This window comes from Pantoea sp. Seng (assembly GCF_009829935.1).
Lineage (GTDB): Bacteria > Pseudomonadota > Gammaproteobacteria > Enterobacterales > Enterobacteriaceae > Pantoea > Pantoea communis.
Window position 1 is genome coordinate 283,755 of the sequence record NZ_SZZV01000004.1, and the last position, 26,114, is coordinate 309,868.

Here is a 26,114-nt window from a genome sequence, read left to right on the forward strand (position 1 = left end):
CAGGGTTTTTGTTAATATAATTTTGCAGTGAAGTTAACATAATTCCAGTTTTCCCATTGCCGCCATCAGGTAAAAGTCATTATGTTTGAGGCTATGGACAAAAATTCCCTTTTCAATCAGCGCATTCGCTTGCGCCATTTACACACCTTTGTTGCGGTCGCGCAGCAAGGTACGCTGGGGCGCGCGGCGGAGACACTGAATCTCAGCCAACCTGCGCTCTCGAAAACCCTGAATGAGCTGGAAGAACTGGCTGGCGCGCGCCTGTTTGAACGTGGTCGTCTCGGTGCCCAGTTAACGACGCTCGGCGAGCAATTTCTTGTCCATGCGGTAAAAGTGCTGGATGCGCTTAACCATGCAGGCCAAAGCTTTAACGCCCCACAACCCGGCCGACCGGTCGTGATTCGCCTCGGCGCGCTCACCACAGCGGCAATGGGTATGCTGCCACAGATTCTCGATCGCTTTCACGAGCAACAACCGAACACCACGGTACAAGTGGCGACATTACATAATAATGTTCTGCTGGCCGGGTTGCGCGCGGGTGAGTTTGATATTGGCATTGGGCGCATGGCCGACAGTGAAATGATGGCGGGTCTGAGTTATGAATTGCTATTCCTTGAGTCGCTTAAACTGGTGGTACGTCCGGAACACCCGCTCCTCAGTGACAACGTCACGTTATCCCGCGCGATGCAGTGGCCAGTGGTGATATCGCCGGAGGGCACCGCCCCGCGTCGTATCGCTCAACATATGCTGGACGAGCAAGGTTGCGCGCTTCCCGCTAATTGTGTTGAAACCTCATCCACTTCGCTGGCGCGTCAGTTGGCCCTGCGTTATGACTATGTGTGGTTTGTCCCCTCAGGCGCCATCAAGGAAGACCTTAGCCACAATGCCGTTATTGCACTGCCGATTAACTCCCCTGGGCCGGGAGAGCCGGTGGGGATTATCACCCGCAGCGGCAGTCATCTCAGCCTGAGTGCCGAAGTGTTGCTGGCGACCATTCGCAAATTTCACACCTGATTAGCGACTGCGTTTGGCGTGGCGCTCACGATTATCCAGCCGCGCCTGATCCGTTTTTCTTAAACTGACATACAGTGCCCCGGCACCTCCGTGCTGGGGCTGCGCCACGCAAAAGCTTTGCACCTCGTCAAACTGCGTCAGCCAGCGTGCCAGATAACTGCGTACGATATTGGCATGGGCTTCATCATCACGGCCTTTACCGTGGATAATCAGCAGATTGCGTAGCCCCTGCTTGCGTGCCTGCAGCATGAAACTGAACAATGACTTTCGACAGGTTTCTATCGGCTGACGCAGCAGGTTCAGGCTGGCGTCCAGGGAATATTTCCCCAGCCGCAACTTGTCCAACACACCTTGTTGAATCCCTTCTGTTTTGTATTCCAGCGGTGTCGTCAGCGGGATGATGTCAAGAAAGCCCCGCGTGAGGAAATTTTCCTGTTCGTCATTCGCTTGCGTCGGGCGCGGCGCTTTGGTCGAAGGGGAACGCAACCATTGGGTATTGGCACAATCTTTCAGTGGCGTCACATCGCCCATGGCATCCCGGAAAAGGTCTTCATCGTCTAGGTTCATGGTGTTTTCTCACGCCTGGTGGTTTGCTGAGCGCAAGTTGCCGCTCAAAAACAAAATAGTAGCAAAGGATTTTTGGCATCACATCTGTCACTTTTTGCGCTGAGACAAGTTGTGACCAGATGTAAATATGGCAACAAAACGTTCCAGGTCAAAAAATAATGTCAGGCAAACCTTGCGCAAACTCAGGTATACCCTACGTTAGTGGGGGTTTAAGGGGAATTACTGCTCGGATGAGTTCCCTTAACGCGTAAAAATGTTAAAATTGACGGCAGTCAATAATCATCGAGCGTACCTATATGATCCCGGAAAAACGCAGCATTCGACGTATTCAGTCTGGCGGTTGTGCCATTCACTGTCAGGATTGCAGTATCAGCCAGTTGTGTATCCCTTTCACACTGAACGAGCATGAGCTGGATCAGCTGGACAATATCATTGAGCGCAAAAAGCCGATTCAGAAAGGTCAGACGTTGTTCAAAGCCGGTGATGAACTGAAATCGCTTTACGCTATCCGCTCCGGCACCATCAAAAGTTATACCATTACTGAACAGGGTGACGAGCAGATTACCGGCTTCCATCTGGCAGGGGATTTAGTGGGCTTTGATGCGATTGTCGGCGCGCACCACCCGAGTTTTGCTCAGGCGCTGGAAACAGCGATGGTGTGTGAAATTCCTTTCGAAACTCTCGACGATCTCTCCGGTAAAATGCCGGCACTGCGCCAGCAGATGATGCGTCTGATGAGCGGTGAGATTAAAGGCGATCAGGATATGATCCTGCTGCTCTCCAAGAAAAACGCGGAAGAGCGTCTGGCGGCCTTTGTCTGGAATTTGTCACGCCGCTTTGGTCAACGTGGCTTCTCACAACGCGAATTCCGCCTGACCATGACGCGTGGTGACATTGGTAACTACCTGGGACTAACCGTAGAAACCATTAGCCGTCTGCTGGGCCGCTTCCAGAAAAGTGGCATGCTGGCCGTTAAAGGCAAATATATCACTATCGAGAACCATGCGTTGCTGGCAGAACTGGCGGGTCAGACTGAACAAGCTGCGTGATTCTATGCCGGGTCGATAAATGTTAGTTTATTGATCCGGCAACAACTTTTCCCCTTCTGCCCTGCGCCAACTTAGGCTATCTTTAATCCAACTTGCTTTGGTTTGAGGAGATTGCCTTATGTCCCGGTACCAAAATATTCTGGTGGCGATTGACGCCCAACAGGACGATCAACCCGCGCTGCGTCGTGCGGTGTATCTGAATCAACGTATCGGCGGAAAAATCAAAGCTTTCCTGCCTATCTACGACTTCTCCTATGAAATGACCACCTTGTTGTCGCCTGATGAGCGATCCAACATGCGTAAAGGTGTGATCAGTCAGCGTACTGAATGGATTCGTCAACAGGCCCACGCCTATCTTGAGGCCGGTGTTGATATTGAAATTAAGGTGGTGTGGCATAACCGCCCTTATGAAGCGATCATTCAGGAAGTGATGGCGCACCAGCACGACCTGGTGTTGAAAATGGCCCATCAGCACGATCGCCTGGAAGCAGTGATTTTTACCCCGACAGACTGGCATCTGCTACGCAAATGCCCCTGCCCGGTGTGGATGGTGAAAGATCAGCCGTGGCCGGAAGGTGGCAGAGCCGTTGTGGCGGTCAATCTGGCCAGTGAAGAGCCCCATCACGATGAATTAAACCAAAAGCTGATTCGTGAAACAGTGCTGCTGGCCGATATGGTCAATCACACAGAAGTGCACCTTGTCGGTGCTTATCCCATCACGCCAATCAATATCGCCATTGAACTCCCCGACTTTGACCCCAGCGTGTATAACGATGCGATTCGCGGACAACATCTGGTGGCGATGAAAGCGCTACGCCAGAAATTCTCCATCGGCGAAGAGTTTACGCATGTGGCAAAAGGCTTGCCGGAGGAAGTGATACCGGATATCGCCTCTCATCTGGAGGCGGGAATTGTGGTACTCGGCACCATCGGCCGCACTGGCCTTTCGGCCGCGTTCCTGGGGAATACCGCTGAGCAGGTTATCGATCATCTCCGCTGTGATTTGCTGGCAATCAAACCGGACGATTTCAAATCGCCGATTGATTATGACGATGAAGAAGACGAAGACGATTAAAACAACAAAGGCGACCAGATGGTCGCCTTTTTAATCGCACTACAGATTACAGCGCGCGCAGGATACCTTCTACACTCGCCTTCGCATCACCAAACAACATTTGCGTGTTGTCTTTGAAGAACAGCGGGTTCTGCACCCCAGCGTAACCGGTATTCATTGAACGTTTAAACACGATAACGTTCTGCGCTTTCCACACTTCCAGTACGGGCATACCAGCGATTGGGCTGCGCGGATCTTCCTGCGCCGCCGGGTTAACGGTGTCATTGGCACCGATCACCAGCACGGTATCGGTATCGCTGAAATCATCGTTAATCTCGTCCATTTCCAGCACCACGTCATACGGCACTTTGGCTTCAGCCAGTAACACGTTCATGTGGCCAGGCAAACGGCCAGCAACCGGGTGGATGCCGAAACGCACTTTGATGCCACGCGCACGCAGTTTTTCGGTAATTTCCGCCACCGGGTACTGTGCCTGCGCCACTGCCATGCCGTAGCCTGGGGTGATGATCACTGACGTTGAGCCTTTCAGCAATTCCGCCGTGTCTTCTGCCGTGATTTCGCGATGTTCACCCTCTTCTTCGCTCTCGCCACCGACACTCACATCGGTACCAAAACCACCGGCAATCACGCTAATGAACGAGCGGTTCATCGCCTTACACATAATGTAGGACAGGATGGCACCCGAAGAACCCACCAGCGCACCGGTGACGATCAGCAGGTCGTTGCTGAGCATAAAGCCCGCAGCCGCTGCCGCCCAACCGGAGTAGGAGTTGAGCATCGACACCACAACCGGCATATCCGCACCGCCAATCGACGCCACCAGATGCCAGCCGAACACCAGCGCAATCACCGTCATCAACAACAGCGCGACGACTTGTGAACCGGTGCTATTCGTCTGTACAAACCACAGCATCAGCAAGAAGGAAACCACCAGCGCTGCCAGGTTCATTTTATGACGATGTGGTAACATCAGCGCTTTCGACGAAATCTTGCCGCGCAGTTTACCAAACGCCACGATAGAACCGGTGAAGGTCACCGCGCCGATAAAGATGCCGAGGAACACTTCCGTCAGATGGATATTTTCCATCACCGGCGCCAGTCCTGGTGCATGATCGATGTAGCTGTTGAAACCCACCAGCACCGCAGCCAAACCGACAAAGCTGTGCAGAATCGCTACCAGCTCTGGCATTTCAGTCATTTCGACTTTCTTCGCCAGACGCACACCGATTGCACCCCCGATCACCATCGCCAGCAGGATCCACGCCACGTTGCCGCTGTTGGGGCCGAAGATGGTCGCCAGCAGCGCAATCGCCATGCCGCTGACACCAAAGATGTTACCCTGCTTTGACGTCTCGTGTTTTGAGAGGCCAGCCAGGCTGAAAATAAACAGAATTGCGGCAACAATGTATGCTGCAGTCACTAATCCGCCAGACATGTTGTTACCCCTTAATTCTTACGAAACATTTTCAGCATGCGCTGGGTGACGGTGAATCCACCGAAGATATTGATGCTGGCAATCAGTACTGCGACGAAGGCAAGGAAAGTCACCCACCCGCCGTGTCCCATCTGCAGCACCGCACCCACCACAATTATGCCGGAAATGGCGTTAGTGACGGACATCAATGGCGTATGCAAAGCGTGACTGACGTTCCACACCACGTAGTAACCGACGACACAGGAGAGCGCGAAGACAGTAAAGTGGGAGAGGAATTCAGGCGGTGCCACGTTAGCGAGGCAGGCAAAGAGCACCACAGCCAATGCCAGCAGCAGATATTTGCGCCACGGTGAAACCGGTTTGGCTTCCACTTTTGCTTTTGGCTCAATGGCCGCCTGCGCCGCTTTCGGTGCAGCTGATACCTGAATCGGTGGCGCTGGCCAGGTCACTTCGCCTTCACGAATCACGGTGACGCCACGCACAACCACATCATCGAAGTCGACGGTGATTTCGCCGTTTTTCTCTTTGCACAGCAGTTTCAGCAGGTTCACCAGGTTGGTACCGTAAAGCTGAGAGGACTGTGTTGGCAGACGGCTAGGCAGATCGGTATAACCAATGATCTTCACACCGTTGCTGGTTAAAGTCACCTGATCAGCTACCGTGAGATCGCAGTTACCGCCGGTTGCTGCCGCCAGATCGACAATCACGCTACCTGGCTTCATGCTGGCAACCATTTCAGCGGTAATCAGCTTCGGTGCTGGTTTGCCCGGGATTAAAGCGGTAGTGACGATGATATCGACTTCTTTCGCCTGCGCGGCAAACAGCTCCATCTCTGCCTTAATAAAGGCTTCTGACATCACTTTGGCATAGCCATCGCCACTGCCGGCTTCTTCTTCGAAATCCAGCTCAAGGAACTCGGCGCCCATACTCTGCACCTGTTCTTTCACTTCTGGACGGGTATCAAACGCACGAACGATAGCCCCAAGGCTGCCCGCTGCACCGATTGCCGCCAGACCCGCCACGCCCGCGCCGATAATCATCACTTTCGCCGGTGGTACTTTACCCGCGGCGGTGATTTGCCCGGTAAAGAAGCGGCCAAATTCATGCGCCGCTTCAACAATGGCACGGTAACCCGCGATGTTCGCCATGGAACTCAGCGCATCCAGTGCCTGGGCACGAGAAATACGTGGCACAGAATCCATCGCCATGACGGTAACCTGGCGCGCCGCCAGTTTTTCCAGCAGTGCCGGATTTTGTGCGGGCCAGATAAAGCTAACTAAAGTGCTGCCCGCGCGTGTCAGTTCGATCTCCTGATCGTCTGGCGCATTCACTTTTAACACGATGTCAGACTGCCAGACACTTTCGGTGGTGCTGACAGTGGCACCAGCGGCGATAAAGCTCTCATCGTCAAAACTTGCGCGAATACCTGCGCCCTGCTCGACCGTGACGCTGAATCCCAGCTTGATCAGTTGCTCAACGGTCTTTGGCGTTGCAGCTACGCGCGACTCATTGGCTAACCGCTCTTTGGGTATCCCAATTAACATACTGTTTCCTTTCAACAATTAAAGGATGAGGTTCTGTAAGTGGCACAAGCCCATAAGGCTGAAACAGCGTTTCAGCTTTTTATGAGCAAAATGCGCAATGTAACAAAGTCTTTATAACCTACTGAAAATGTGAAAAGTGATCCACAGCGATAACGCACACTTATGACATTCACACTAATATTCAGATGCAAAGATTGAATGCCACCTTTTGCCACTAGTTTTGCGACATAATAAAAAATATTCTGCTGCGCAAAATCGTGTCATGTCGAATTTAGTGTTTTCAAAAACCTTTATTTAACAATACTTTAACTATTATGATGCTATGTGTTACCAGAATAAGTGGTAAAGCGGTTAAAAAAAAGCCATAGCATAGGTAAATGACATGTCGATGAATTATTTGCGGAGATTGTCAATCTTATGCGCATAAATTGGCTGAGACAGGTTGATTATTACATGCAATAATCAGCGGCTAATCTGTTATACATCAAGAGTCCAGCACGTTTTCGTACTCATTTTGCGTAAGGCGAAGGATCATTTTTATGAAGCTGAAGAACACCATTCTGGCGACCACTTTGTTATCCCTGTTGGCAGCAAATGCATTTGCCGCCAAAGAGTTGACGCCAGAACAAGCGGCCGCGTTGAAACCATTCGAACGTATTAATATCAGCGGTCGTTTCAATGCCATCGGTGATGCTACCGATGCCATCTCTAAAGCAGCCGATGAAAAAGGCGCTGACTCCTTCTATGTACAGGGTATCAACGATACCAACGGCAACGGCGGCAACTGGCGCGTCACGGCTGATTTGTACAAAGCTGATGCCCCAAAAGCGGATGACACCACCAAATACCGCATCTTTAGCGGTGTGAAAGAGTTGCCAAAAGCCGAAGCCTATCGTTTAGAGCCATTCGATACTGTTTCTGTTAGCGGTTTCTTCGCCAGCCAGCCAGATGTGAATGATGCCATTGCCAAACAGGCGAAAGACAAAGGCGCGGCATCCTTCTTTATTGTGCGTCAGGTTGATGCCAATAACGGCGGTAACCAGTACGTGACTGCTTATGTCTATAAAGCGGATGCACCAGAACGTAAGGTGCAGAATGTTTCAGATTCGATTCCTGCCGATTCTGAAGCCGGCAAAGCAGCACTGGCTGCTGGCGGCGCTGCAGCCAGCAAAGTGGCCATTCCGGGTGTTGCCTCTTCTGATACCCCTAGCCGTAGCGTAGGCCGTTTCTTTGAAACGCAGAGTTCAACGGGTCAGCGCTATACCGTTAAGCTGGCAGATGGTCGTAGCGTGCAGGAAGTGAATGCGATTACTGCCGCACAGATGCAGCCGTTTGATACTGTGACCTTCTCTGATCACTTCGGAACGCCGACTGAAGTGTCTGAAGCCGTGGCAAAACGCGCAGCAGATAAGGGGGCGAAGTACTATCACATCACCCGTCAATGGTCGAGCCAGAGCGGTGGCAACCTGACCGTGACCGCGGATCTGTTCAAGTAATTCCCCTGCAGGGCGGCTTTTGTCGCCCTGTGCTTCTGTTTGCATAGTCTCTGCGCAGATCTGCATAATCCTGCATTGCCTTCCCTTTTCGCTCTCCGTAAAATCCTTCGCCTGTTTTCAGGGTATTCCGTTTTAAATCCGGCCAATTGCCACGTTACACTCCAGCGGAATCGTCACTACCCAGCATACTCTGCTGCCCAGGAATGGTGTTTTGGATAAAAAATTAGGTTTGAGCACGCTCACTGCGTTGGTACTCAGCTCGATGCTCGGTGCGGGTGTGTTTAGCCTGCCACAAAATATGGCTGCCGTCGCCGGCCCCGCTGCACTGCTGATTGGCTGGCTGATCACTGGTGTGGGCATCCTGTTTCTTGCGTTTGCCATGCTGCTGCTGACACGCTTAAAACCCGAACTGGATGGCGGGATTTTTACCTATGCGCGCGCCGGATTTGGTGAGTTGGTAGGATTTTGTTCTGCCTGGGGCTACTGGCTCTGTGCGGTCATCGCCAACGTGTCGTATCTGGTGATTGTCTTTTCGGCGCTGAGTTTCTTCACCGATTCGCCTGACCACGTGGTGTTTGGCGATGGCAATACCTGGCAAGCGATGCTCGGTGCGTCGGTACTTTTATGGCTGGTGCACTGGCTGGTATTGCGTGGCGTGCAAACCGCCGCCAGCATCAACCTGCTCGCTACCCTGGGGAAACTGGTGCCACTGCTGCTGTTTGTGGTGCTGGCCCTGCTGGCATTCAACTACGATCGCTTACACTTCGACTTCAGCGGCGTTGCGTTAGGCCAGCCGCTCTGGCAGCAGGTCAAGCAGACCATGTTGATCACCTTGTGGGTGTTTATTGGCGTGGAAGGCGCGGTGGTGGTCTCCGCGCGTGCACGTCATAAGAAAGATGTGGGACGCGCCACCATGCTGGCGGTTATCGCCGCACTGCTGGTTTACTTGCTGGTTACCCTGCTGGCGCTAGGCGTGGTGCCGCGTGCAGAGCTGGCGCAAATGCGAAATCCTTCCATGGCCGGCTTGATGCAGCATCTGTTAGGACATTGGGGCAATACGGTGATTGCAGTGGGTCTGATTAGTTCCGTGTGCGGCGCGTATTTAAGCTGGACAATCATGGCCGCCGAAGTCCCTTTCCTTGCCGCACAGCAAGGGGCTTTTCCCCGCAGCATTGCGCGACAGAATAGTCACAATTCGCCAGCCGCTTCGTTGTGGCTCACCAACGGCAGCGTGCAGGTTTGTCTGATCCTGATTGCGGCCACTGGCGCGGATTACAATACGCTGCTGACCATCGCGTCAGAGATGATTCTGGTGCCGTATCTGCTGGTGGGGCTGTATTTAATTAAAGTGGTTCGCGGACAAAAAAATCCGCTGGCATTGGCGGTAGGATTGGGTGCCAGTGCTTACGGATTCTGGCTGCTTTATGCTTCTGGCCCGCTGCACCTGCTGTTGTCTGTGGTGCTTTACGCGCCGGGATTACTGCTGTTCCTTTACGCGCGACGCGGCGGCCGTGGTAACAGAGTGTTGTCACAACTTGAGCGCATCGCGATTGGATTACTGATTGCGGCAGCACTGCCAGCGATGTGGCAGCTCACGCAGTAATTAGTGAGGCTGAACCGGGATGGAAACGCACAGCAGGTCATCCTGCTGTGTCAGATTGAGCGCTTTACGATATTCCTGATGAATCGCGTCCAGCTGATCTTCTGACAACGGATAAGGCAGTTGGATGTCAAAACGGCTGATGTGCTGTTGTTCCGCGAGGGTAATCAGTCGCGCAATATTGATCTCGTCGCTGACCTGCGTTGAAATGATTTGTAATGCTAATTCTTTCAGATGATCGTCGCTTGCCGCTAAGCCGTGTGCAGATTTACGCGTCACCATGCCAAAAATCGGCATGACACCGTAAATGGCGTCAACGAAACTCCAGCGTTTTTTGCAGGAAGCAGAGAGAAAATCGCTGTAATTGAAGCAGATGCGGTCACTGTATCCGGCTGAAGCCAGCTCTTTATCAGACACCCTCGCACTCCTCCTGGTTTTCGTTACGGTTCCGAACCTTGCGCTACAACGCGCCGCTAATAATGGCACATTTCAGCGTAAATATACCAGTCAGGCAGGGATATTTCGTGCGATAGCGTAGAGCTCAGGACCAGGAAAAGTTATGCTGCTGTCATTCTCATCACTTGCCGTGAAATATGAACAAAATTGTCTATGTGGAAGATGAGCCAGAAGTCGGTGAATTGATCGCCGCTTATCTTGGCCGCCACGATATTGAAGTGACTGTTGAAACGCGCGGTGACCGTGCTGAAGCGACTATTTTAGAAGCCGATCCCGATCTGGTGCTACTGGATATTATGTTGCCGGGCAAAGATGGCATGACCGTTTGCCGCGACTTGCGCGCGCACTGGTCAGGGCCGATTGTGCTGCTGACCTCGCTCGACAGTGACATGAACCACATTCTGGCGCTGGAGATGGGCGCCAACGATTACATTCTGAAAACCACGCCGCCCGCTGTTCTGCTGGCACGCTTGCGTCTGCATCTGCGCCAGGCGCAGGGTTCTCAGCCTGAAGTGGCGCCCGCTATTCAAAGTTCCCAGCGGGTTTTGCGTTTTGGTTCGCTGACCATCGACTCCCTCAATCGCCAGGTCACGCTGTTTGACGAGAACATCACCCTTTCCACCGCCGATTTTGATCTGCTGTGGGAGCTGGCTACGCATGCAGGACAAATCCTGAACCGCGATGCATTGCTGAAAACGCTGCGTGGTGTGAGCTACGACGGCATGGACCGCAGTATTGATGTGGCGATTTCTCGTCTGCGCAAAAAACTGTATGACAGCGCCACCGAACCGTTCCGCATCAAAACCATCCGCAATAAAGGTTACCTGTTCGCGCCTCAGGCCTGGGATACCCGCTCCGCATGAGAAAGCTCTTTATCCAGTTCTATTTGCTGTTGTTCGTTTGCTTTCTGGTGATGACTTTGCTGGTGGGCCTGGTGTACAAGTTCACTGCTGAGCGTGCGGGCCGCCAGTCAATGAATGATTTGATGGCCAGTTCGCTGTTTCTCATGCGCAGCGAACTGCGTGAGATCCCCCCGCGCGACTGGAACAAAACCATCCGCAACCTCGACCTCGATCTGTCGTTTGAGCTGCATATCGAACCGATGAGTAAGTATCAGCTGGATGAACCGGATATGCGCCGCCTGCGCGCCGGGGAGATTGTCGCGCTCGACGATCAATACACCTTCCTGCAGCACATTCCACGCAGCCATTATGTGCTGTCGGTCGGCCCGATTCCTTATCTGTTTTATCTGCATCAAATGCGCATTTTGGATATCGCGCTGCTGGCCTTCATCGGTATGTCTTTGGCGCTGCCGGTGTTTATCTGGCTACGACCGCACTGGCAGGAGATGCAGCGGCTGGAGAAAGCCGCGCAGCGTTTTGGTCGCGGCGAGCTGGATGTACGTACCCATTTCGAAAGCACATCAAGTCTGCACAGTCTTGGCGTGGCGTTTAACCAGATGGCCGATAACATCAACACGCTGGTCGCCAGTAAGAAACAGTTGATTGATGGTATTGCCCATGAGTTAAGAACCCCGCTGGTTCGCCTGCGCTATCGCTTAGAGATGAGTGACAATCTCAGTGAAGCCGAGTCGGCGGCACTCAATCGCGATGTCGGCCAGTTAGAAAGCCTGATTGAAGAGCTGTTAACCTATGCCCGCCTCGACCGCCCGCGTGTCGATCTTAACCTTCAGTCGTTTGATTTGGCGCAGTGGTTGCGTGTGCATATCGAAGATGTGCAAACCATGAATCCTCAAGCGCATATCGCGCTGGATATTCCGCAACTTGAGAATGTGGGTTCCGCCGATACCCGTTTGATGGAACGCGTACTGGATAATCTGGTGAACAATGCGCTGCGTTATGCCCAACAGCGGCTGCGCGTCAGTCTGTGGTTTGACGGCGCCATCGGTAATTTACAGGTTGAAGATGATGGTCCAGGTATTCCACCTGAAGAGCGCGCACGCGTTTTTGAACCTTTTGTGCGTCTCGACCCTAGTCGCGATCGCGCGACCGGCGGCTGTGGGCTCGGGCTGGCGATTGTCCACTCTATTGCACAGGCACTGCAAGGACAGGTCACTATTGAGAGCAGTCCGCTCGGTGGTGCCAGCGTTCGCTTCTGCTGGCCGGTTGATCTACCCTTGCGAGATATTTCGCCCCGTTTACCGTCATAAGGAGCTTTAATTGTGACTTCTGCTTATCAGGAACTTAGCAAAACTTTCCAGCGCCTGGCACGCTTTGGCCATCTTGGGGCTATTGCCGGTGTCGATATGCAAACCACTATGCCACCCGGCGGCAGCCAGGCGCGCGGTGAAGCCATGGCGGAACTCAGTGTGTTTATGCATGAAGTGTTGACCGATAAACGCCTTGGCGGCTTATTCGATGCCGCCCAGCAGGAATCGTTGAACGACGTAGAGCAAGCTAACCTGAGCGAGATGCAGCGTGCGTGGCAGCAAGCAACGATTCTGCCTGCTTCGTTGGTTGAAGCCAAATCGCTGGCCGGTTCGCGTTGTGAGCATGCCTGGCGCCAACAGCGCCCTGCCAACGACTGGCAAGGCTTCTCGGCTAACCTAAAAGAAGTGGTGAAACTCAGCCGTGAGGAAGCCCAGTTACGCGCCGAAGCGCTGGGTGTGTCTCGTTATGACGCGTTACTGGATGTGTTCGAACCGGGCATGACCAGTGCACAACTCGACAATACCTTTGGCGAATTAAAAAGCTGGCTGCCCGCGCTGCTGCAGAAAGCCGTCGAGAAGCAGCAGAAAACCGCCATCGCGGCGCCGGTGGGTCCCTTTGCTGTTGAAGCACAGAAGCAGCTCGGCTTGAGTGTAATGAAAACGCTGGGCTTTGATTTCAATCATGGTCGCCTGGATGTCAGCGCCCACCCCTTCTGTGGCGGCGTGCCGGAAGATGTGCGCATTACCACCCGTTACAATGAGAGCGACTTCCTCAGTGCCATGATGGGCGTGATCCACGAAACCGGTCACGCACGTTACGAGCAGAACCTACCAAAGCAATGGCGTGGACAACCGGTGGCCCACGCTCGCTCGACTGCCATGCATGAATCCCAAAGCCTGTTTATGGAGATGCAATTAGGGCGCAGCAAGGCATTCCTGCAGCATATCCATCCGCAGGTTGTCGCCTTAATGGGTGACCAGCCGGCATTAGCGTTGGATAACTTTGTTCGCCAGACACAACGCGTGAAGCCAGGCTTTATTCGCGTGGACGCGGATGAACTGAGCTATCCAGCTCACGTGATTCTGCGTTACGAAATCGAACGTGCGTTGATTGAAGGTGAGATTGAAGTTGATGACATCCCCGCGCTGTGGGATGAAAAAATGCAGCAATCGCTGGGAATAGATACCCGTGGCAATTATCGTGATGGCTGCATGCAGGATATTCACTGGACCGATGGCGCTTTCGGTTACTTCCCGACGTACACCTTAGGTGCCATGTACGCTGCCCAGCTGTTCCAGGCGGTGAAGCGCGCGATTCCTCAAGTGGAAGATCTGATCCGTAACGGAGAGTTGCAGCCGGTGTTTGACTGGTTACAACAGAACATCTGGCAGCACGGCAGCCGCTTCCCGACGCAACAACTGTTAGTGAATGCCACGGGCGAAACGCTCAATCCGCACTATTTCCGTCAGCACCTTGAACAACGCTACCTCTCTGCGTAAACTGCGCGGCGGCCCAATCGGCCGCCCTTTTCACTTCCTTTACCCGCCTTTGTACATTCCGTTACACGCCGATACCAATGCCTCACGGAAAGACTGAATTGTTTTTCATATAGTTCTTTCACCGGCCCCGCAGTGGGCTACACATGAAAAAATAGTTCGAGGATTTTGCGATGAAAAAATTAGTTGCACTGGTGATCGCCGCTGCTATGGGTATGTCTTCTGTTGCTTTCGCTGCTGAGACCACTACAGCTGCTCCGGCTGCTGCCGCTACCACTACCGCAGCACCTGTTAAACATAAAGCGGTTCATCATAAGAAAGTTGCCCAGAAAGCGCAGGCAGCTAAGAAACACAAAAAAGTAGAGAAGAAAGCGCCAGCTGCACAGAAAGCTCAGGCTGCTAAAAAGCACCACAAAAAAGCAACCAAACCAGCTGCACAGAAAGCCCAGGCTGCTAAAAAGCACCACAAAAAAGCAACCAAGCCAGCTGCACAGAAAGCCCAGGCTGCTAAAAAGCACCACAAAAAAACAACCAAGCCAGCTGCACAGAAAGCTCAGGCTGCTAAAAAGCACCACAAAAAAGTAACTAAACCAGCTGCACAGAAAGCTCAGGCTGCTAAAAAGCACCACAAAGTGAAAAAAGCGGCTAAATAAGTCGGCCTCTTAGCGCCAACACCGCATTAACGATTGAAAACACCCGGTTATGCCGGGTGTTTATTTACTGGAGTAGCGAAAAATGGTGCGTCGCTATCGCTTCGAAATTATCCTGATTGTGATGATCCTGTGCGGCATTGTTGCAGCCAGCTTTTTTATCTAGTCGTTGTAGCGTGCTGATTACTCCAATATTTCTCCCTTTTTTCCCGCTCTCCGACTATAGTTATCGCTCAAGCGTGATGACAATAACCTCTTCTTATTCTCGCCATTGAGAGAACTATGCGCCTGGCTATCCTGTTACTTGTTGGAATTTTCAGTTTTAACCTCGCAGCACATGCCGATGATGAAGATGGGCCAAGCCCGGAAGACATCAAGACGCTATTTTTTGGCAAAGACCACCGCAAAGCCATTACGGATGTGAGTGCCGCTCCCTGGGATGCCATTGGACAACTGGAGACCGAAAGTGGCAACCTCTGCACGGCCACCCTGATATCCGCCCATCTGGCATTAACCGCTGGACACTGCCTGCTCGCCCCTCCGGGTAAATTTGATAAACCGGTGGCGCTGCGTTTTATGTCAGGTGCTAAAGGCTGGCGTTACGAAATACATGATATTGATGCGCGTGTAGAACCTTCACTGGCGCGCAGGCTACAGGCCGATGGTGAGGGCTGGATCGTGCCACCAGGCGCGGCACCTTACGATTACGGGCTGGTCATTTTGCATAATCCGCCGTCGGGTATCGTACCCATCCCCTTATTTGACGGCTCACGTAGCGATTTAACCGATGCGTTGAAAACCACCGAACGCAAAGTGACACAAGCCGGTTACCCTGCTGATCACCTCGACACGCTCTATTCTCACAGCGACTGCCTGATTACCGGCTGGGCGCAACGCGCGGTGCTGTCTCATCAATGTGATACGTTGCCAGGCGACAGCGGATCGCCGCTGCTACTGAAAAGTGGTGATGGCTGGAAGCTGATTGCCGTGCAAAGCTCTGCACCCGCGCCGGCGGACCGTTATCGCGCGGATAACCGTGCCATCGCAGTGACGTCGTTTAAAGACAGTCTGGAAGAGCTGGCGAAATAAGATTTTCGCCACAGAATCGCGCCCCTTCTTCGCACCAGGGTGTTTCATGCGCAGTCAGCGATATTTCACTCACAGAGGCGCAGAAAGAGCGCCTCTGTGCTTTGGGTGACTCAGCTAATTTGTTCCATCGCCTGCAGAATACGCTTATCAGAGATAGGATAAGGTGTGCCCAGCTGCTGAGCAAAATAGCTAATCCGTAACTCCTCAAGCATCCAGCGGATCGCCTGAACTTCAGCATCATCCTGACGCTGCGGAGGCAGTTTATTGCGCCATGCTTGCCACGCCTGCTCTGTGGCCTGCACTTTCAGCATGCGCGCACGATCGCTGTAAGGGTCAGTCGGCAGTTTTTCAAGGCGGCGCTCGATGCCCTGTGAATAGCGCAACGTATCGCCCAGATGCTGATAGCCATTACCGGTGACAAAGCCGCGGTATACCAGGCCACTCATTTGCGCTTTAATATCAGACAGTGCCAGCGCCAGCGTCATGTCGACACGCCCCTTCAGGAACTTGTTGATATTGAATACGCTGGTCAGAATCTGCTCGACCTGTTTGGCAATCGTCACCACAGTTTCGTTCAATTCAGCTCGCACTTTGTCGCGCAGTTGCTCGAAATTCTCCTGTTGCCATGCCGGACCGCCCGCTTCCGCCATCAGTTTGTCGACTCCACAAGCGATGCAGTCATCAATCAAATCCAGCACTTTGCCGTAGGGATTGAAGTACAAGCCGAGCTTGGCTTTGTTGGGCAGTTTCTCGTGCAGATACTTGATCGGCGACGGGATGTTCAACAGTAACAAGCGACGCTGACCGCGCCACATCATTTTCTGCTGCTCCAGTTCATTATCGAACAGCCGAATGGCGACACTGTCTTTCTCGTCGACCAGTGCGGGCCAGGCTTTAACCTGATAGCTGCCGCGTTTCTGCTCGTAACTTTGCGGCAAATCACCAAAGCTCCAGATGTGCAGTCCGCTCTGCTCCAGCCCATCGTCTGCGACTTTCGACAGCGTTTCCTGCACTTTACCTTTCAATACCTGCTTTAATTGATGCAGGTCTTTGCCTTCCTGCAGTTTGCGGTTGTGTTCATCCACAATGCGGAAGGTCATTTTCAGGTGATCGGGCACCTGATCCCACTGCCAGGCTTCACGGTCAATGGTGACGCCGGTCATGCGGCGGAACTCGCGCTCCAGCGCATCCAGCAGCGGTAACTCCATCGCTTTAACACGACCGAGGAAAGCTTCTGCATAGTTCGGTGCAGGCACCAGATTGCGGCGCGTTGGTTTTGGCAGCGATTTAATCAGTGCAATCACCAACTCACGGCGCACGCCGGGGATTTGCCACTCAAACCCCCCCTCTTCAACCTGATTCAGCAACGGCAACGGAATGTGAACGGTCACACCATCGGCATCCGCGCCGGGCTCAAACTGATAGCTCAGTTTTAGCTTCAGATTGCCCTGATGCCAGAAATTCGGGTAATCGAGCTGGCTGACTTTATCCGCGCCATCTTTGATCAGCATCTGCTTATCAAAACTCAGCAGGTCAGGATTGTCCTTGCTCGCCTGTTTCCACCAGCTATCAAAGTGGCGTGCGGAGACAACGTCAGCGCCAATGCGGCGGTCGTAGAAAGCAAACAACGTTTCATCATCGACCAGAATGTCACGACGACGTGATTTGTGTTCCAGATCTTCCACTTCACTGCGCAATTTGAGGTTGTTGCGCAGAAACGCATGGCGCGTCTGCCAGTCGCCTTCCACCAGCGCGTGGCGGATAAACAGCTCACGACTGAGTGGCGCATCAATGCGGCTGTAGTTGACCTTACGCGCCTGCACAATTGCCAGGCCATACAGCGTGACTTTTTCTGTCGCCATTACCGCGCCCTGGGCTTTCTCCCAGTGCGGTTCGCTGTAGCTGCGTTTAATCAAATGCTGGGCCAGCGGTTCGATCCATTCGGGATCGATACGTGCGGCCACGCGGCCCCACAACCGGCTGGTCTCCACCAGTTCCGCGACCATGGTCCACTTCGGCGGCTTCTTAAACAGGCCGGAGCCAGGGAAAATGGAGAAGCGGGCATTACGCGCGCCAGTGAATTCCTGCTTCTCATTGTCTTTCTGGCCAATATGCGACAGTAATCCGGTCAGTAAAGCGCAGTGCACTTCACGATAGGGCGCGGGTTCGCTGTTAACCGGCATACCCTGTTCGCGTACCACCTGACGCAATTGCGTGTAAATATCCTGCCATTCACGCACGCGCAAATAGTTGAGAAAGTCGGTTTTACACTGACGCCGGAAGTGATTGCCCGACAGCGCTTTTTGCTGCTCCTGCAGATAATTCCACAGATTCACAAATGAGAGGAAATCCGACTCTTTGTCAGCAAAACGCCGATGTTTTTCATCGGATGCCTGCTGTTTATCACTTGGGCGCTCGCGCGGATCCTGAATCGATAAGGCCGCAGTGATGATCATCGCTTCACGCACACAGCCAAATTTTTGCGCTTCCAGTACCATGCGTGCCAGACGCGGATCGACTGGCAATTGCGCCAGCTGGCGGCCAGACGTCGTCAGCTTGTAGGTTTCATCCTCACTTAGCGTGATAGCGCCCAACTCTTCCAGCAAGCGCACGCCATCCTGAATATTGCGCTTGTCGGGTGCTTCGACAAACGGAAATGCGCCGATATCGCCCAGGCCGAGCGCCGTCATTTGCAAGATAACCGACGCCAGGTTGGTACGCAGAATTTCCGGATCGGTAAACGCCGGACGACTGAGGAAATCGTCTTCAGAGTAGAGACGGATACAGATCCCTTCCGACACACGTCCGCAACGCCCTTTACGTTGATTGGCGGATGCCTGAGAAATCGGCTCGATCGGCAGGCGCTGCACCTTAGTACGATAGCTGTAGCGGCTAATGCGCGCCGTACCGGGATCGATAACGTATTTAATGCCCGGTACGGTGAGTGAAGTCTCGGCCACGTTGGTGGCCAGCACGATGCGGCGTCCACTGTGTGACTGGAACACCCGGTTCTGTTCGGCATTCGACAGCCGCGCATACAGCGGTAAGATTTCGGTGTGCGGGATATCGCGCTTCATCAGCGCATCGGCGGTATCGCGAATTTCACGCTCGCCACTCATAAAGATCAGGATATCGCCACGGCTCTCGTGACCTAACTCATCGACCGCGTCAAAAATCGCCTGCAGCTGATCGCGGTCGGTATCGTCAGCGTCTTCCACCATTGGGCGGTAGCGCACTTCGACTGGATAGGTTCGGCCTGAGACTTCTATCACCGGCGCATTATGGAAGTGGCGAGAGAAACGCTGCGGATCGATGGTCGCCGAGGTGATGATCACTTTCAAATCGGGACGGCGCGGCAGCAGCTCACGCAGATATCCCAGCAGAAAATCGATGTTCAAACTGCGTTCGTGCGCTTCATCGATGATGATGGTGTCATATTGCAACAACTGACGATCCTGCTGGATTTCCGCCAGCAGAATACCGTCGGTCATCAGCTTCACTTGCGTCGTGTCGCTGACCTGGTCGTTAAAGCGCACCTTATAGCCGATAGTGCCGCCGAGCGAGGTTTCCAGCTCATCGGCAATACGATTGGCAACGGTACGTGCCGCCAGACGGCGCGGCTGCGTATGACCAATCAACCCTTTGACACCACGCCCGAGCGCCAGACAAATCTTCGGTAGCTGGGTGGTTTTCCCTGAACCGGTTTCCCCGGCCACAATCACCACCTGATGATCGCGAATCGCCTCGGCTATTTCTTGCTGCTTTTGACTGACCGGCAGATTTTCCGGGAAGGTGATGCGTGGCGTGGCCGCCGTGCGCTGTGCAATGCGCAGTTCAGCGGCAGCAAATTCGGCTTCTAGTTCTGTTGCAATGCCCTGCTGCGCGGCTGGATTTTTCACCTTCGCTGCGCCATGCAAACGGCGCTGCAAGCGCTGGCGGTCGCGCAGCATCAGATTATCGAGCCGCGTCCAGAGTGGGGCCAAAGGGGAAGTGACGGATGATGACATAGTGGTGTGTTACCTGTGGTCGCGGCGAGCCTGGCAAAGTGCGCTCGATGCCGGCTGAAATTTCCCGGCGGATTCAATCAATTATTGCCCGGCATAATAGCACACTCTGGACAACCTCACCTGACCGGACGTGCGACCTTATTCAATAATTTCGAACATAGGTCTCGAAATATTGCGCTTTTACCTCGCGGAGGATCTCCGTAGAGTGTAACGCATTGAGCGGTAAGCCAACCGCGTAACGCACAGGAAAACACCATGAGCAAAGTTTTAGTTCTGAAATCAAGCATTCTGGCCGGTTACTCTCAGTCAAACCAACTGGCTGACTTCTACGCTGAAGAAGCGCGCGCCAAAGGTAATGAAGTGACTGTTCGCGATCTGGCTGCTCAGCCAATTCCCGTTCTGGATGGCGAGTTGGTTGGTGCACTGCGTCCTTCTGATGCTCCGCTGTCTCCACGTCAGCAGGAAGCCCTGGCGCTGTCTGATGAGCTGATTGCAGAACTGCAAGCGCATGACACTGTGGTTATTGCTGCGCCAATGTACAACTTCAACATCCCTACTCAGCTGAAAAACTACTTCGACCTGATTGCGCGTGCTGGCGTGACTTTCCGTTACACCGAAGCAGGCCCGGAAGGTCTGGTCACCGGTAAACGTGCCGTGATCCTGTCAAGCCGTGGCGGTATTCACAAAGATACCCCAACGGATCTGCTGACCCCATACGTGAAATTGTTCCTGGGCTTCATCGGCATCACCGATGTGAACTTCGTGTTCGCTGAAGGTATTGCTTATGGTCCAGAAGTGGCGACCAAAGCGGCTAACGACGCGAAAGACGCCATCAAGCAAATTGTTGCTGCGTAATCTTAAGAACGTGATGGATACCCGAGAATAATGGGTATGATGCCATCTTTGCCGGGCCTGAGTGCCCGGCTTTTTTATGGCTGTGACTCAGATAATGATGGGTTTTACTTACGTAACCACTGCCCGTTGATACCGCGCACATACTCTCCACTGCCTGCGCGACTCACCAGCTTTTCGCCCGCGATACGTGCCACTTCACTGGTGCTCAGATTGTTCTGCTGCGCGACGCGCTGATATTGTTGCATACGGCCATCATTAATCCGTTTCACCAACGCCAGGGTTTCATCATCCTGTTGTCGCGCCGCCACATAGCCACTGAGTGTTTCCCCCACGCGCCCCTGCTGCCGCGCTTCGTCCAGCGTCAGCGCCCACGCTGAAGGCACCAGCAGCAGCACCAGCAACAATGCCATCGCTTTCGATTTCATCATGCCGCTCCTCAAAACAGGCCGCTTTGGTTTTTCAGCAACGCTTCCACATCTTTATCGACCTTGATGTGGATTTCATGTTCGATCTTCACGTTCATATTGATGGTGATCGGCTCTTTCGGTGCCGCCACTTCAATGCGAGGCACGCAACCGATCAGCGGCAGCCCAGCTGCCAACACCAGCAATGCCCTGAGGCTCATGGTTGGGGATCCTTCTTTGATGGCAGGGTGGCATTTTGTTCCACCCAGGATTGCAAATTATCGCCAAAGCGCAGGCTGCGCCACAGCTGGAACAGATTTTCCTGATGCCGATAGTTGAGGTTAATCGACTGTCGGCGATTACTAAACTGACTGGTGCCTTTCACTTCGGACTGCATCGTGAGATTGCCGAAGTTATCGAGGTCCAAAGTGGCCCACGAACGGGAAATCTCCATGTAGCGCAGCCAGTCCATGGCGGCACCCGCGGCAAAGTTATTACTGACGATGGCATCCGCCATATCTTTATCCATGCGGAAGGTCAGCGGGCCGCTGTTGGCAATCCAGCCCTTTTCAATCAGCCATTGCGGATTATTCACCCATAGCGGCAGCTCGCCGTTTACTTTGCCCGACATGGCGAACTGCTTCGGTTTGATCGCCGTGATCAGCTTGCTGAGGTTGATTTCACGCAGCGAAACGCGCGCGGGTTCATGCTGCGGCATGCGCAGTTCAGGCATGCTGACATGGCCGCCTAACAGATCGAGATTCACGTTACTGAGCGTCAACGGCTGGCGCTCTTGCCATGGATAGTGGCCCTGCAGATCGGCAGTGATGTTCTGCAACGCAAACTGGTTTTTGACTTCAGCGATGCGCAGTGAAACCGGACCGCGACGCCCTAACTGCCATTGGTGATCCTTGAGACGGAACGGCAGCGTGAAGTCGATGCCATTGATTTCACTGTCCGGCATCCACACGCTGCCCTTTTTTACTGCCCAGAAACCACCGGCTTCGAAGCCCTGTTTCGACGCCGCAGAAAACGCCATTTGCGCTCTCAGTTCACCTGACTGAATGCGCATCTTCAAATCGCTACTGAGCAACGGCTGGAACACCGTCAGTGACTGAGCTGGCCACCAGGCTTCACCGCGCAAACGTTCACCATCCCAGCGCCCGTGTACCCTTACCGGGCCGATATCTTCAGCAGTTAACTGACCGCGCCAGATAAAACGACTCGGATCGCTGCCTTTGGCCTCAAAACTCAGTTCTGAAGGCGGCAGCCAGCCGCCATAGCTAAACTGCGTCTGACCAGATTTCAGGGTAAAACCCCCGTTGAAAGCCGGATGCGCGACGTCTCGTTGCCAGCGAACCGGTGCGGTTAAGGTTAGGCGCGGTTTGTCGACTTGCACCATGCCATAGGCTAATTGATCAAAGCCGGTATTGAGTGTGTCCAGGCTGATTAACGTATCCTGCCAGCTGCCCGTGCCCTTCACATCCCATTTGGCATTGAGCGGCTGCATCAATCCATCACCCCAGTATCGCCAGTTCCAGCGCCCACTGTCCGGCCAGAAATCGCTGGCGCGACCATCCAGATGCAGCGTAAAGCGACCGAAGTTGGGATCGTGTGCCTTCAAGATGGCCTGCAGGCGGCCATTAATACCGCGCGAGCCAACGGTGACGCCTGCCAGTGGCCAGCGCGTTTCATCCACTTCCAGCGTCGACAGTAATCGACCGCGCAAACGCAGCAGTGCACCTTGTTTAAGCGTGATTTGTGGATCGGTCAACATGCCGTGCAATATGCCCGGCATGCTGCCGAACAACTGCAGGTCGGCAAACTTACTTTCGCCGGTCAGCTGGAACGGTAACGCGCTGTCGGTAAGGCTCAATGTGCCCGGCCCGACACTCAGCACCAGGTTACCTTTACCGCCGCGGCCTTGGGTAAGCAGATTGAACCGCCCGCTGACCTGGGTGTTTTCCAGCCCCTGCTGCCAGTTGTCGAGGGTGAGCGCCAAACCACCCGACAGCGGTTGGTCAGCTTGCGGCCAGCGCCAATGTCCCTGAGTGATACGTATCTGCTGCGCATCGACCTGCCACGGTAACTGCAACAACGGCTGATCGTCACCCTGCTGATTAATCACCAGCGTGCCTTGCTGCTGCTGCCAGTTAAGCGTCATCGCCAGCGGCTGCGGCCACTGCGTCAGATTGACATCACCGCTGAGTTCACCCGCCACCGGCAAACCGTTAGCAAAGGTGGGCAGCGTAAGATCACCGTGCAAATCGAGCGGTTTTGGTAGCAAAGGATGACTGATTTGGAGTTGTGCGATCTGCAGTTGCTGCCCCTGCAAACGTGCATCTAGTTGAAGGTTATCGCCCTGATAATGTAACTGCTGGACGCTTTTATCGAGGCTGAGATCAAAACGGCCGGCATATTGCTGCCAGGGTAAAATACTCAGTTGCTCCAGATGGATATCGGCACCCGGTAACATGTGTTGCCATTCGGCCAGACTGCGCGGTGCACCGCTGGAATCGCTTTGTGGCAGGGCTTGCAGGCATTCACTGTTGAGCTGTACGGCCTGTGCACTTAGCTGCCAGCGTTTATGTTGCCAACCCAGCGCGACATCTTTGACATTCGCCAGCTCGCAGTCACCAGCCAGATAGCTTACCGCCGGAAAATGCACGCCGCCGTTGTGCCAGCGCGGTGAACCATTGAGCTCAACGCGGGTATTTTCCGGCAGCCAGATGCCCGCCAGACGCGGCAACCATTGCGTCAGCGTCAGCAGTAATCCCAACAGCAGCAATATCAGCGCCAGTAGCGCAGCAAGTGTTCGACGGAGGCCCCGCGACATGGCAGTTAACTATCCTGTTCTTTACGCAATCCTGACGGAGATGATGTCATGTTATGCCCGGCAAATGAAGGTGTTAGCTATATAGCCTGGCTGAAGAACAGCAAAATAATGCAGAAAACGTTATTCTGTGATGATACCGACGTTGCATTTTTCAGGAGCGAAATAATGAAAGTTGCGGTTTACAGCACCAAACACTACGACCAGAAATACTTTGAACACGTCAATGCCAGCTTTGGATTTGAGCTGCAGTTCTTTGACTTCCTGCTGAGTGAAACCACGGCCAAAAACGCGGCGGGCTGCGATGCGGTGTGCATTTTCGTTAATGATGATGGCAGTAAAGGGGTGCTGGAGGAGCTGGCGGCACTGGGCGTGAAAACCATCGCGCTGCGCTGTGCCGGATTTAATAACGTCGACCTTGAAGCGGCTGCCGCCCTCGGTTTGCAGGTGGTACGCGTACCGGCCTATTCGCCGGAAGCGGTGGCTGAACACGCGGTGGGGTTGATGATGACGCTGAATCGCCGCATTCACCGCGCCTATCAACGCACGCGTGATGCTAACTTCTCGCTGGATGGCCTGACCGGTTTCAATATGCACGGCAAAACGGCGGGTGTGATTGGCACCGGTAAAATCGGTGTGGCGACCATGCGCATCCTGAAAGGCTTTGGCATGCGTTTACTGGCGTTCGATCCTTATCCAAGTGCTGCTGCACTCGAACTGGGTGCCGAGTATGTCGATCTGAAAACGCTGTTTGCCGCATCCGATGTGATTACGCTGCATTGCCCAATGACGCCTGAAAATCATCATCTGCTCAATGCACAAGCCTTTAATCAAATGAAAGATGGGGTGATGATCATCAACACAAGCCGTGGTGGCCTGATCGACTCACAGGCAGCCATTGATGCGCTGAAGCAGCAAAAGATAGGTTCACTCGGTATGGATGTGTATGAAAATGAGCGCGATCTGTTCTTTGAAGATAAATCGAACGATGTGATTCAGGACGATGTGTTCCGTCGCCTGTCAGCCTGCCATAACGTGTTGTTCACCGGCCATCAGGCATTCCTGACTGCCGAAGCCCTGACGGCGATTTCCGAAACCACGCTCAGCAATTTACAGCAGCTTGAACGTGGCGAAGACTGCCCGAATCAGGTGAAAGCGTAAAGATGTGGCGCCTGCCTCAGCGGGCGCACTGTCCACCCATCAGCGCCTGCTCGTCACAACGACGGCCATTGGCTAACTGACACATGCCAATACGCGATCCATCCAGCTGGCGTGAAAACGCCAATGTTCCCCCGGCATTACTGCAATTCACTTCGGCCATAGATGCCATAACAACATGCGGTTGAACGTGTGCTGCGGTAGCCTGTTGTGGTGGTTCGTCATCACTGTTGCTGCTGCAGGCAGAAAGTAACAGTGCTGCACCGGCCAGCAGTAAGGTAGCGGCTTTCATCGGTCGGGCTCCGGGGAGTTGGGCGTAAAAGAGCCCCCAGCATATGTCAGGTGCGTCAAGGGATCGATAGGCGACACAGCTTTTTACAAATTTTTTTATCGCCTTTTGCAAGCAGAATTATCCTGATTGGACCTGAACAGCCTTTTTTCACCGAAACAATCCTATTTATCAATGCATAAGGAGGAATCATGCTAACAGACATGTTGATCCGTATTGCGCTCGCCGGCATTTTGGGTGGATTGATTGGCCTCGAGCGTCAGATGCGCGCCAAAGAGGCCGGATTACGCACCCACATTTTGGTGGGCATTGGCAGTGCCATGTTTATGCTGGTGTCAAAGTATGGCTTCGCCGACATGCTTGATAGTGATCACGTGGCGCTGGATCCCAGCCGAATTGCCGCACAGGTGGTGAGTGGGATGGGCTTCCTCGGCGCCGGTACCATCATCATCCAAAAACAAGTGGTCAAGGGTTTAACCACCGCCGCAGGTTTGTGGGTCACCGCCGCGATTGGCCTGGTGATTGGTAGCGGCATGTATGAAATCGGTATTTATGGCACGGTGCTAGCGCTGGTGGTGTTAGAAACTTTCCGTCGCATCAGTCATTGGCTGATTGGCCGCCATCACACGCTAATGGTGCACCTTAAACCCAAAAGCGTGCCGCTGGTGTTGCTGGTGCTGCAACGCGAGAATATCCGTTACGGTCACATTGCTGTGGTAAATCGGGATGAGGAGAATGGCCTGTGTGAACTCAGCGTTGAGGTGACATTGTCACGCAGTGCCGCTATTCACACCATCTACGATAAAGTGATGGAAATCAAAGGCGTTCAATCATTAGAAATGATGTAAAAATCAACAACCTTAGATGGCAGTGCGCTCACCTGTCGCCACCACACAGATGAAAAAGTCCAACCAAATTGCTTTGCT

At 53.5% G+C, this 26,114-nt stretch carries 22 protein-coding genes; 13 read left to right on the forward strand and 9 right to left on the reverse strand.

What is annotated here, in order from left to right; all coding sequences use genetic code 11:
• The first annotated feature begins 93 nt into the window (after positions 1 to 93).
• A complete protein-coding gene (locus FD737_RS05975) occupies positions 94 to 1,014 on the forward strand; it encodes a LysR substrate-binding domain-containing protein (RefSeq protein WP_034830936.1) in 921 nt (306 codons plus the stop codon).
• Here FD737_RS05975 and smrA read toward each other — a convergent pair whose 3' ends face one another.
• Positions 1,015 to 1,581, reverse strand: a complete 567-nt coding sequence (smrA, locus tag FD737_RS05980) for a DNA endonuclease SmrA (protein ID WP_034830911.1) — start codon at positions 1,579 to 1,581, stop codon at positions 1,015 to 1,017.
• A 296-nt stretch (positions 1,582 to 1,877) separates the two neighbouring features.
• On the opposite strand from smrA, the gene FD737_RS05985 reads away from it, so the two are divergent.
• Complete coding sequence (locus tag FD737_RS05985) at positions 1,878 to 2,630, forward strand: FNR family transcription factor (protein ID WP_034830913.1); 753 nt, start codon at positions 1,878 to 1,880, stop codon at positions 2,628 to 2,630.
• A 118-nt stretch (positions 2,631 to 2,748) separates the two neighbouring features.
• Entirely contained in the window at positions 2,749 to 3,705 is a 957-nt protein-coding gene (gene uspE / locus FD737_RS05990) for a universal stress protein UspE (protein WP_034830915.1), read from the forward strand.
• A 46-nt stretch (positions 3,706 to 3,751) separates the two neighbouring features.
• Here uspE and pntB read toward each other — a convergent pair whose 3' ends face one another.
• Together pntB and pntA are read right to left on the reverse strand one after the other, a co-directional pair.
• The gene (gene pntB / locus FD737_RS05995) at positions 3,752 to 5,140 is read right to left on the reverse strand and encodes a Re/Si-specific NAD(P)(+) transhydrogenase subunit beta (RefSeq protein ID WP_034830917.1); all 1,389 of its coding nucleotides are present in this window, start codon (positions 5,138 to 5,140) and stop codon (positions 3,752 to 3,754) included.
• An 11-nt stretch (positions 5,141 to 5,151) separates the two neighbouring features.
• On the reverse strand, positions 5,152 to 6,684 hold the full coding sequence (gene pntA, locus FD737_RS06000; protein WP_097117068.1) for a Re/Si-specific NAD(P)(+) transhydrogenase subunit alpha: 1,533 nt from the start codon (positions 6,682 to 6,684) through the stop codon (positions 5,152 to 5,154).
• 539 nt (positions 6,685 to 7,223) lie between these two features.
• On the opposite strand from pntA, the gene ydgH reads away from it, so the two are divergent.
• Both ydgH and FD737_RS06010 read left to right on the forward strand, forming a co-directional pair.
• Positions 7,224 to 8,180: a DUF1471 family protein YdgH gene (gene ydgH, locus FD737_RS06005; protein ID WP_097117067.1), complete on the forward strand. Its 957-nt coding sequence runs from the start codon at positions 7,224 to 7,226 to the stop codon at positions 8,178 to 8,180.
• A gap of 211 nt (positions 8,181 to 8,391) precedes the next feature.
• On the forward strand, positions 8,392 to 9,783 hold the full coding sequence (locus FD737_RS06010) for a basic amino acid/polyamine antiporter (protein ID WP_160832973.1): 1,392 nt from the start codon (positions 8,392 to 8,394) through the stop codon (positions 9,781 to 9,783).
• Here FD737_RS06010 and FD737_RS06015 read toward each other — a convergent pair whose 3' ends face one another.
• On the reverse strand, positions 9,784 to 10,197 hold the full coding sequence (locus tag FD737_RS06015) for a hypothetical protein (RefSeq protein ID WP_038646835.1): 414 nt from the start codon (positions 10,195 to 10,197) through the stop codon (positions 9,784 to 9,786). It lies immediately after the preceding gene.
• A gap of 176 nt (positions 10,198 to 10,373) precedes the next feature.
• On the opposite strand from FD737_RS06015, the gene rstA reads away from it, so the two are divergent.
• The 5 genes from rstA (at position 10,374) to FD737_RS06040 (ending at position 15,642) form a co-directional block, all read left to right on the forward strand.
• Positions 10,374 to 11,099, forward strand: a complete 726-nt coding sequence (gene rstA, locus FD737_RS06020; protein ID WP_034830927.1) for a two-component system response regulator RstA — start codon at positions 10,374 to 10,376, stop codon at positions 11,097 to 11,099.
• Entirely contained in the window at positions 11,096 to 12,406 is a 1,311-nt protein-coding gene (gene rstB, locus FD737_RS06025; RefSeq protein ID WP_160832974.1) for a two-component system sensor histidine kinase RstB, read from the forward strand. The genes rstA and rstB overlap by 4 nt, the downstream gene beginning before the upstream one ends.
• 12 nt (positions 12,407 to 12,418) lie before the next feature.
• Positions 12,419 to 13,906 carry a carboxypeptidase M32 gene (locus tag FD737_RS06030; protein WP_160832975.1) on the forward strand — a complete coding sequence of 496 codons (1,488 nt, stop codon included), beginning with the start codon at positions 12,419 to 12,421 and terminating at the stop codon, positions 13,904 to 13,906.
• 170 nt (positions 13,907 to 14,076) lie between these two features.
• Positions 14,077 to 14,556, forward strand: a complete 480-nt coding sequence (asr, locus tag FD737_RS06035; RefSeq protein ID WP_160832976.1) for an acid resistance repetitive basic protein Asr — start codon at positions 14,077 to 14,079, stop codon at positions 14,554 to 14,556.
• Between the two features lie 279 nt (positions 14,557 to 14,835).
• Complete coding sequence (locus FD737_RS06040) at positions 14,836 to 15,642, forward strand: serine protease (RefSeq protein WP_034821307.1); 807 nt, start codon at positions 14,836 to 14,838, stop codon at positions 15,640 to 15,642.
• A 110-nt stretch (positions 15,643 to 15,752) separates the two neighbouring features.
• Here FD737_RS06040 and hrpA read toward each other — a convergent pair whose 3' ends face one another.
• Positions 15,753 to 19,649: an ATP-dependent RNA helicase HrpA gene (gene hrpA / locus FD737_RS06045; RefSeq protein WP_160832977.1), complete on the reverse strand. Its 3,897-nt coding sequence runs from the start codon at positions 19,647 to 19,649 to the stop codon at positions 15,753 to 15,755.
• A 255-nt stretch (positions 19,650 to 19,904) separates the two neighbouring features.
• Here hrpA and azoR point away from each other — a divergent pair, with 255 nt between their 5' ends.
• Positions 19,905 to 20,504 carry an FMN-dependent NADH-azoreductase gene (gene azoR, locus FD737_RS06050; protein ID WP_034821315.1) on the forward strand — a complete coding sequence of 200 codons (600 nt, stop codon included), beginning with the start codon at positions 19,905 to 19,907 and terminating at the stop codon, positions 20,502 to 20,504.
• Between the two features lie 104 nt (positions 20,505 to 20,608).
• Here azoR and FD737_RS06055 read toward each other — a convergent pair whose 3' ends face one another.
• From FD737_RS06055 to FD737_RS06065, 3 genes are read right to left on the reverse strand one after another with little or no spacing between them, the layout of a single operon-like run.
• A complete protein-coding gene (locus tag FD737_RS06055; protein WP_097117061.1) occupies positions 20,609 to 20,929 on the reverse strand; it encodes a YdbL family protein in 321 nt (106 codons plus the stop codon).
• Positions 20,930 to 20,940: 11 nt separating this feature from the next.
• Positions 20,941 to 21,129: a YnbE family lipoprotein gene (locus tag FD737_RS06060; RefSeq protein WP_013509194.1), complete on the reverse strand. Its 189-nt coding sequence runs from the start codon at positions 21,127 to 21,129 to the stop codon at positions 20,941 to 20,943.
• Positions 21,126 to 23,744 (reverse strand): YdbH family protein, encoded by a 2,619-nt coding sequence (locus FD737_RS06065; RefSeq protein ID WP_160832978.1) that lies wholly within the window; start codon positions 23,742 to 23,744, stop codon positions 21,126 to 21,128. Before FD737_RS06065 ends, FD737_RS06060 begins: the two co-directional genes overlap by 4 nt.
• A gap of 165 nt (positions 23,745 to 23,909) precedes the next feature.
• Between FD737_RS06065 and FD737_RS06070 the strand changes: the two genes are divergently transcribed.
• The gene (locus FD737_RS06070) at positions 23,910 to 24,902 is read left to right on the forward strand and encodes a 2-hydroxyacid dehydrogenase (protein WP_034821521.1); all 993 of its coding nucleotides are present in this window, start codon (positions 23,910 to 23,912) and stop codon (positions 24,900 to 24,902) included.
• Between the two features lie 16 nt (positions 24,903 to 24,918).
• On the opposite strand, the gene FD737_RS06075 is transcribed toward FD737_RS06070, so the two are convergent.
• Entirely contained in the window at positions 24,919 to 25,191 is a 273-nt protein-coding gene (locus FD737_RS06075; RefSeq protein WP_034821326.1) for a DUF333 domain-containing protein, read from the reverse strand.
• A gap of 188 nt (positions 25,192 to 25,379) precedes the next feature.
• On the opposite strand from FD737_RS06075, the gene FD737_RS06080 reads away from it, so the two are divergent.
• Positions 25,380 to 26,036 (forward strand): MgtC/SapB family protein, encoded by a 657-nt coding sequence (locus FD737_RS06080; protein ID WP_034821327.1) that lies wholly within the window; start codon positions 25,380 to 25,382, stop codon positions 26,034 to 26,036.
• Positions 26,037 to 26,114: the final 78 nt, after the last annotated feature.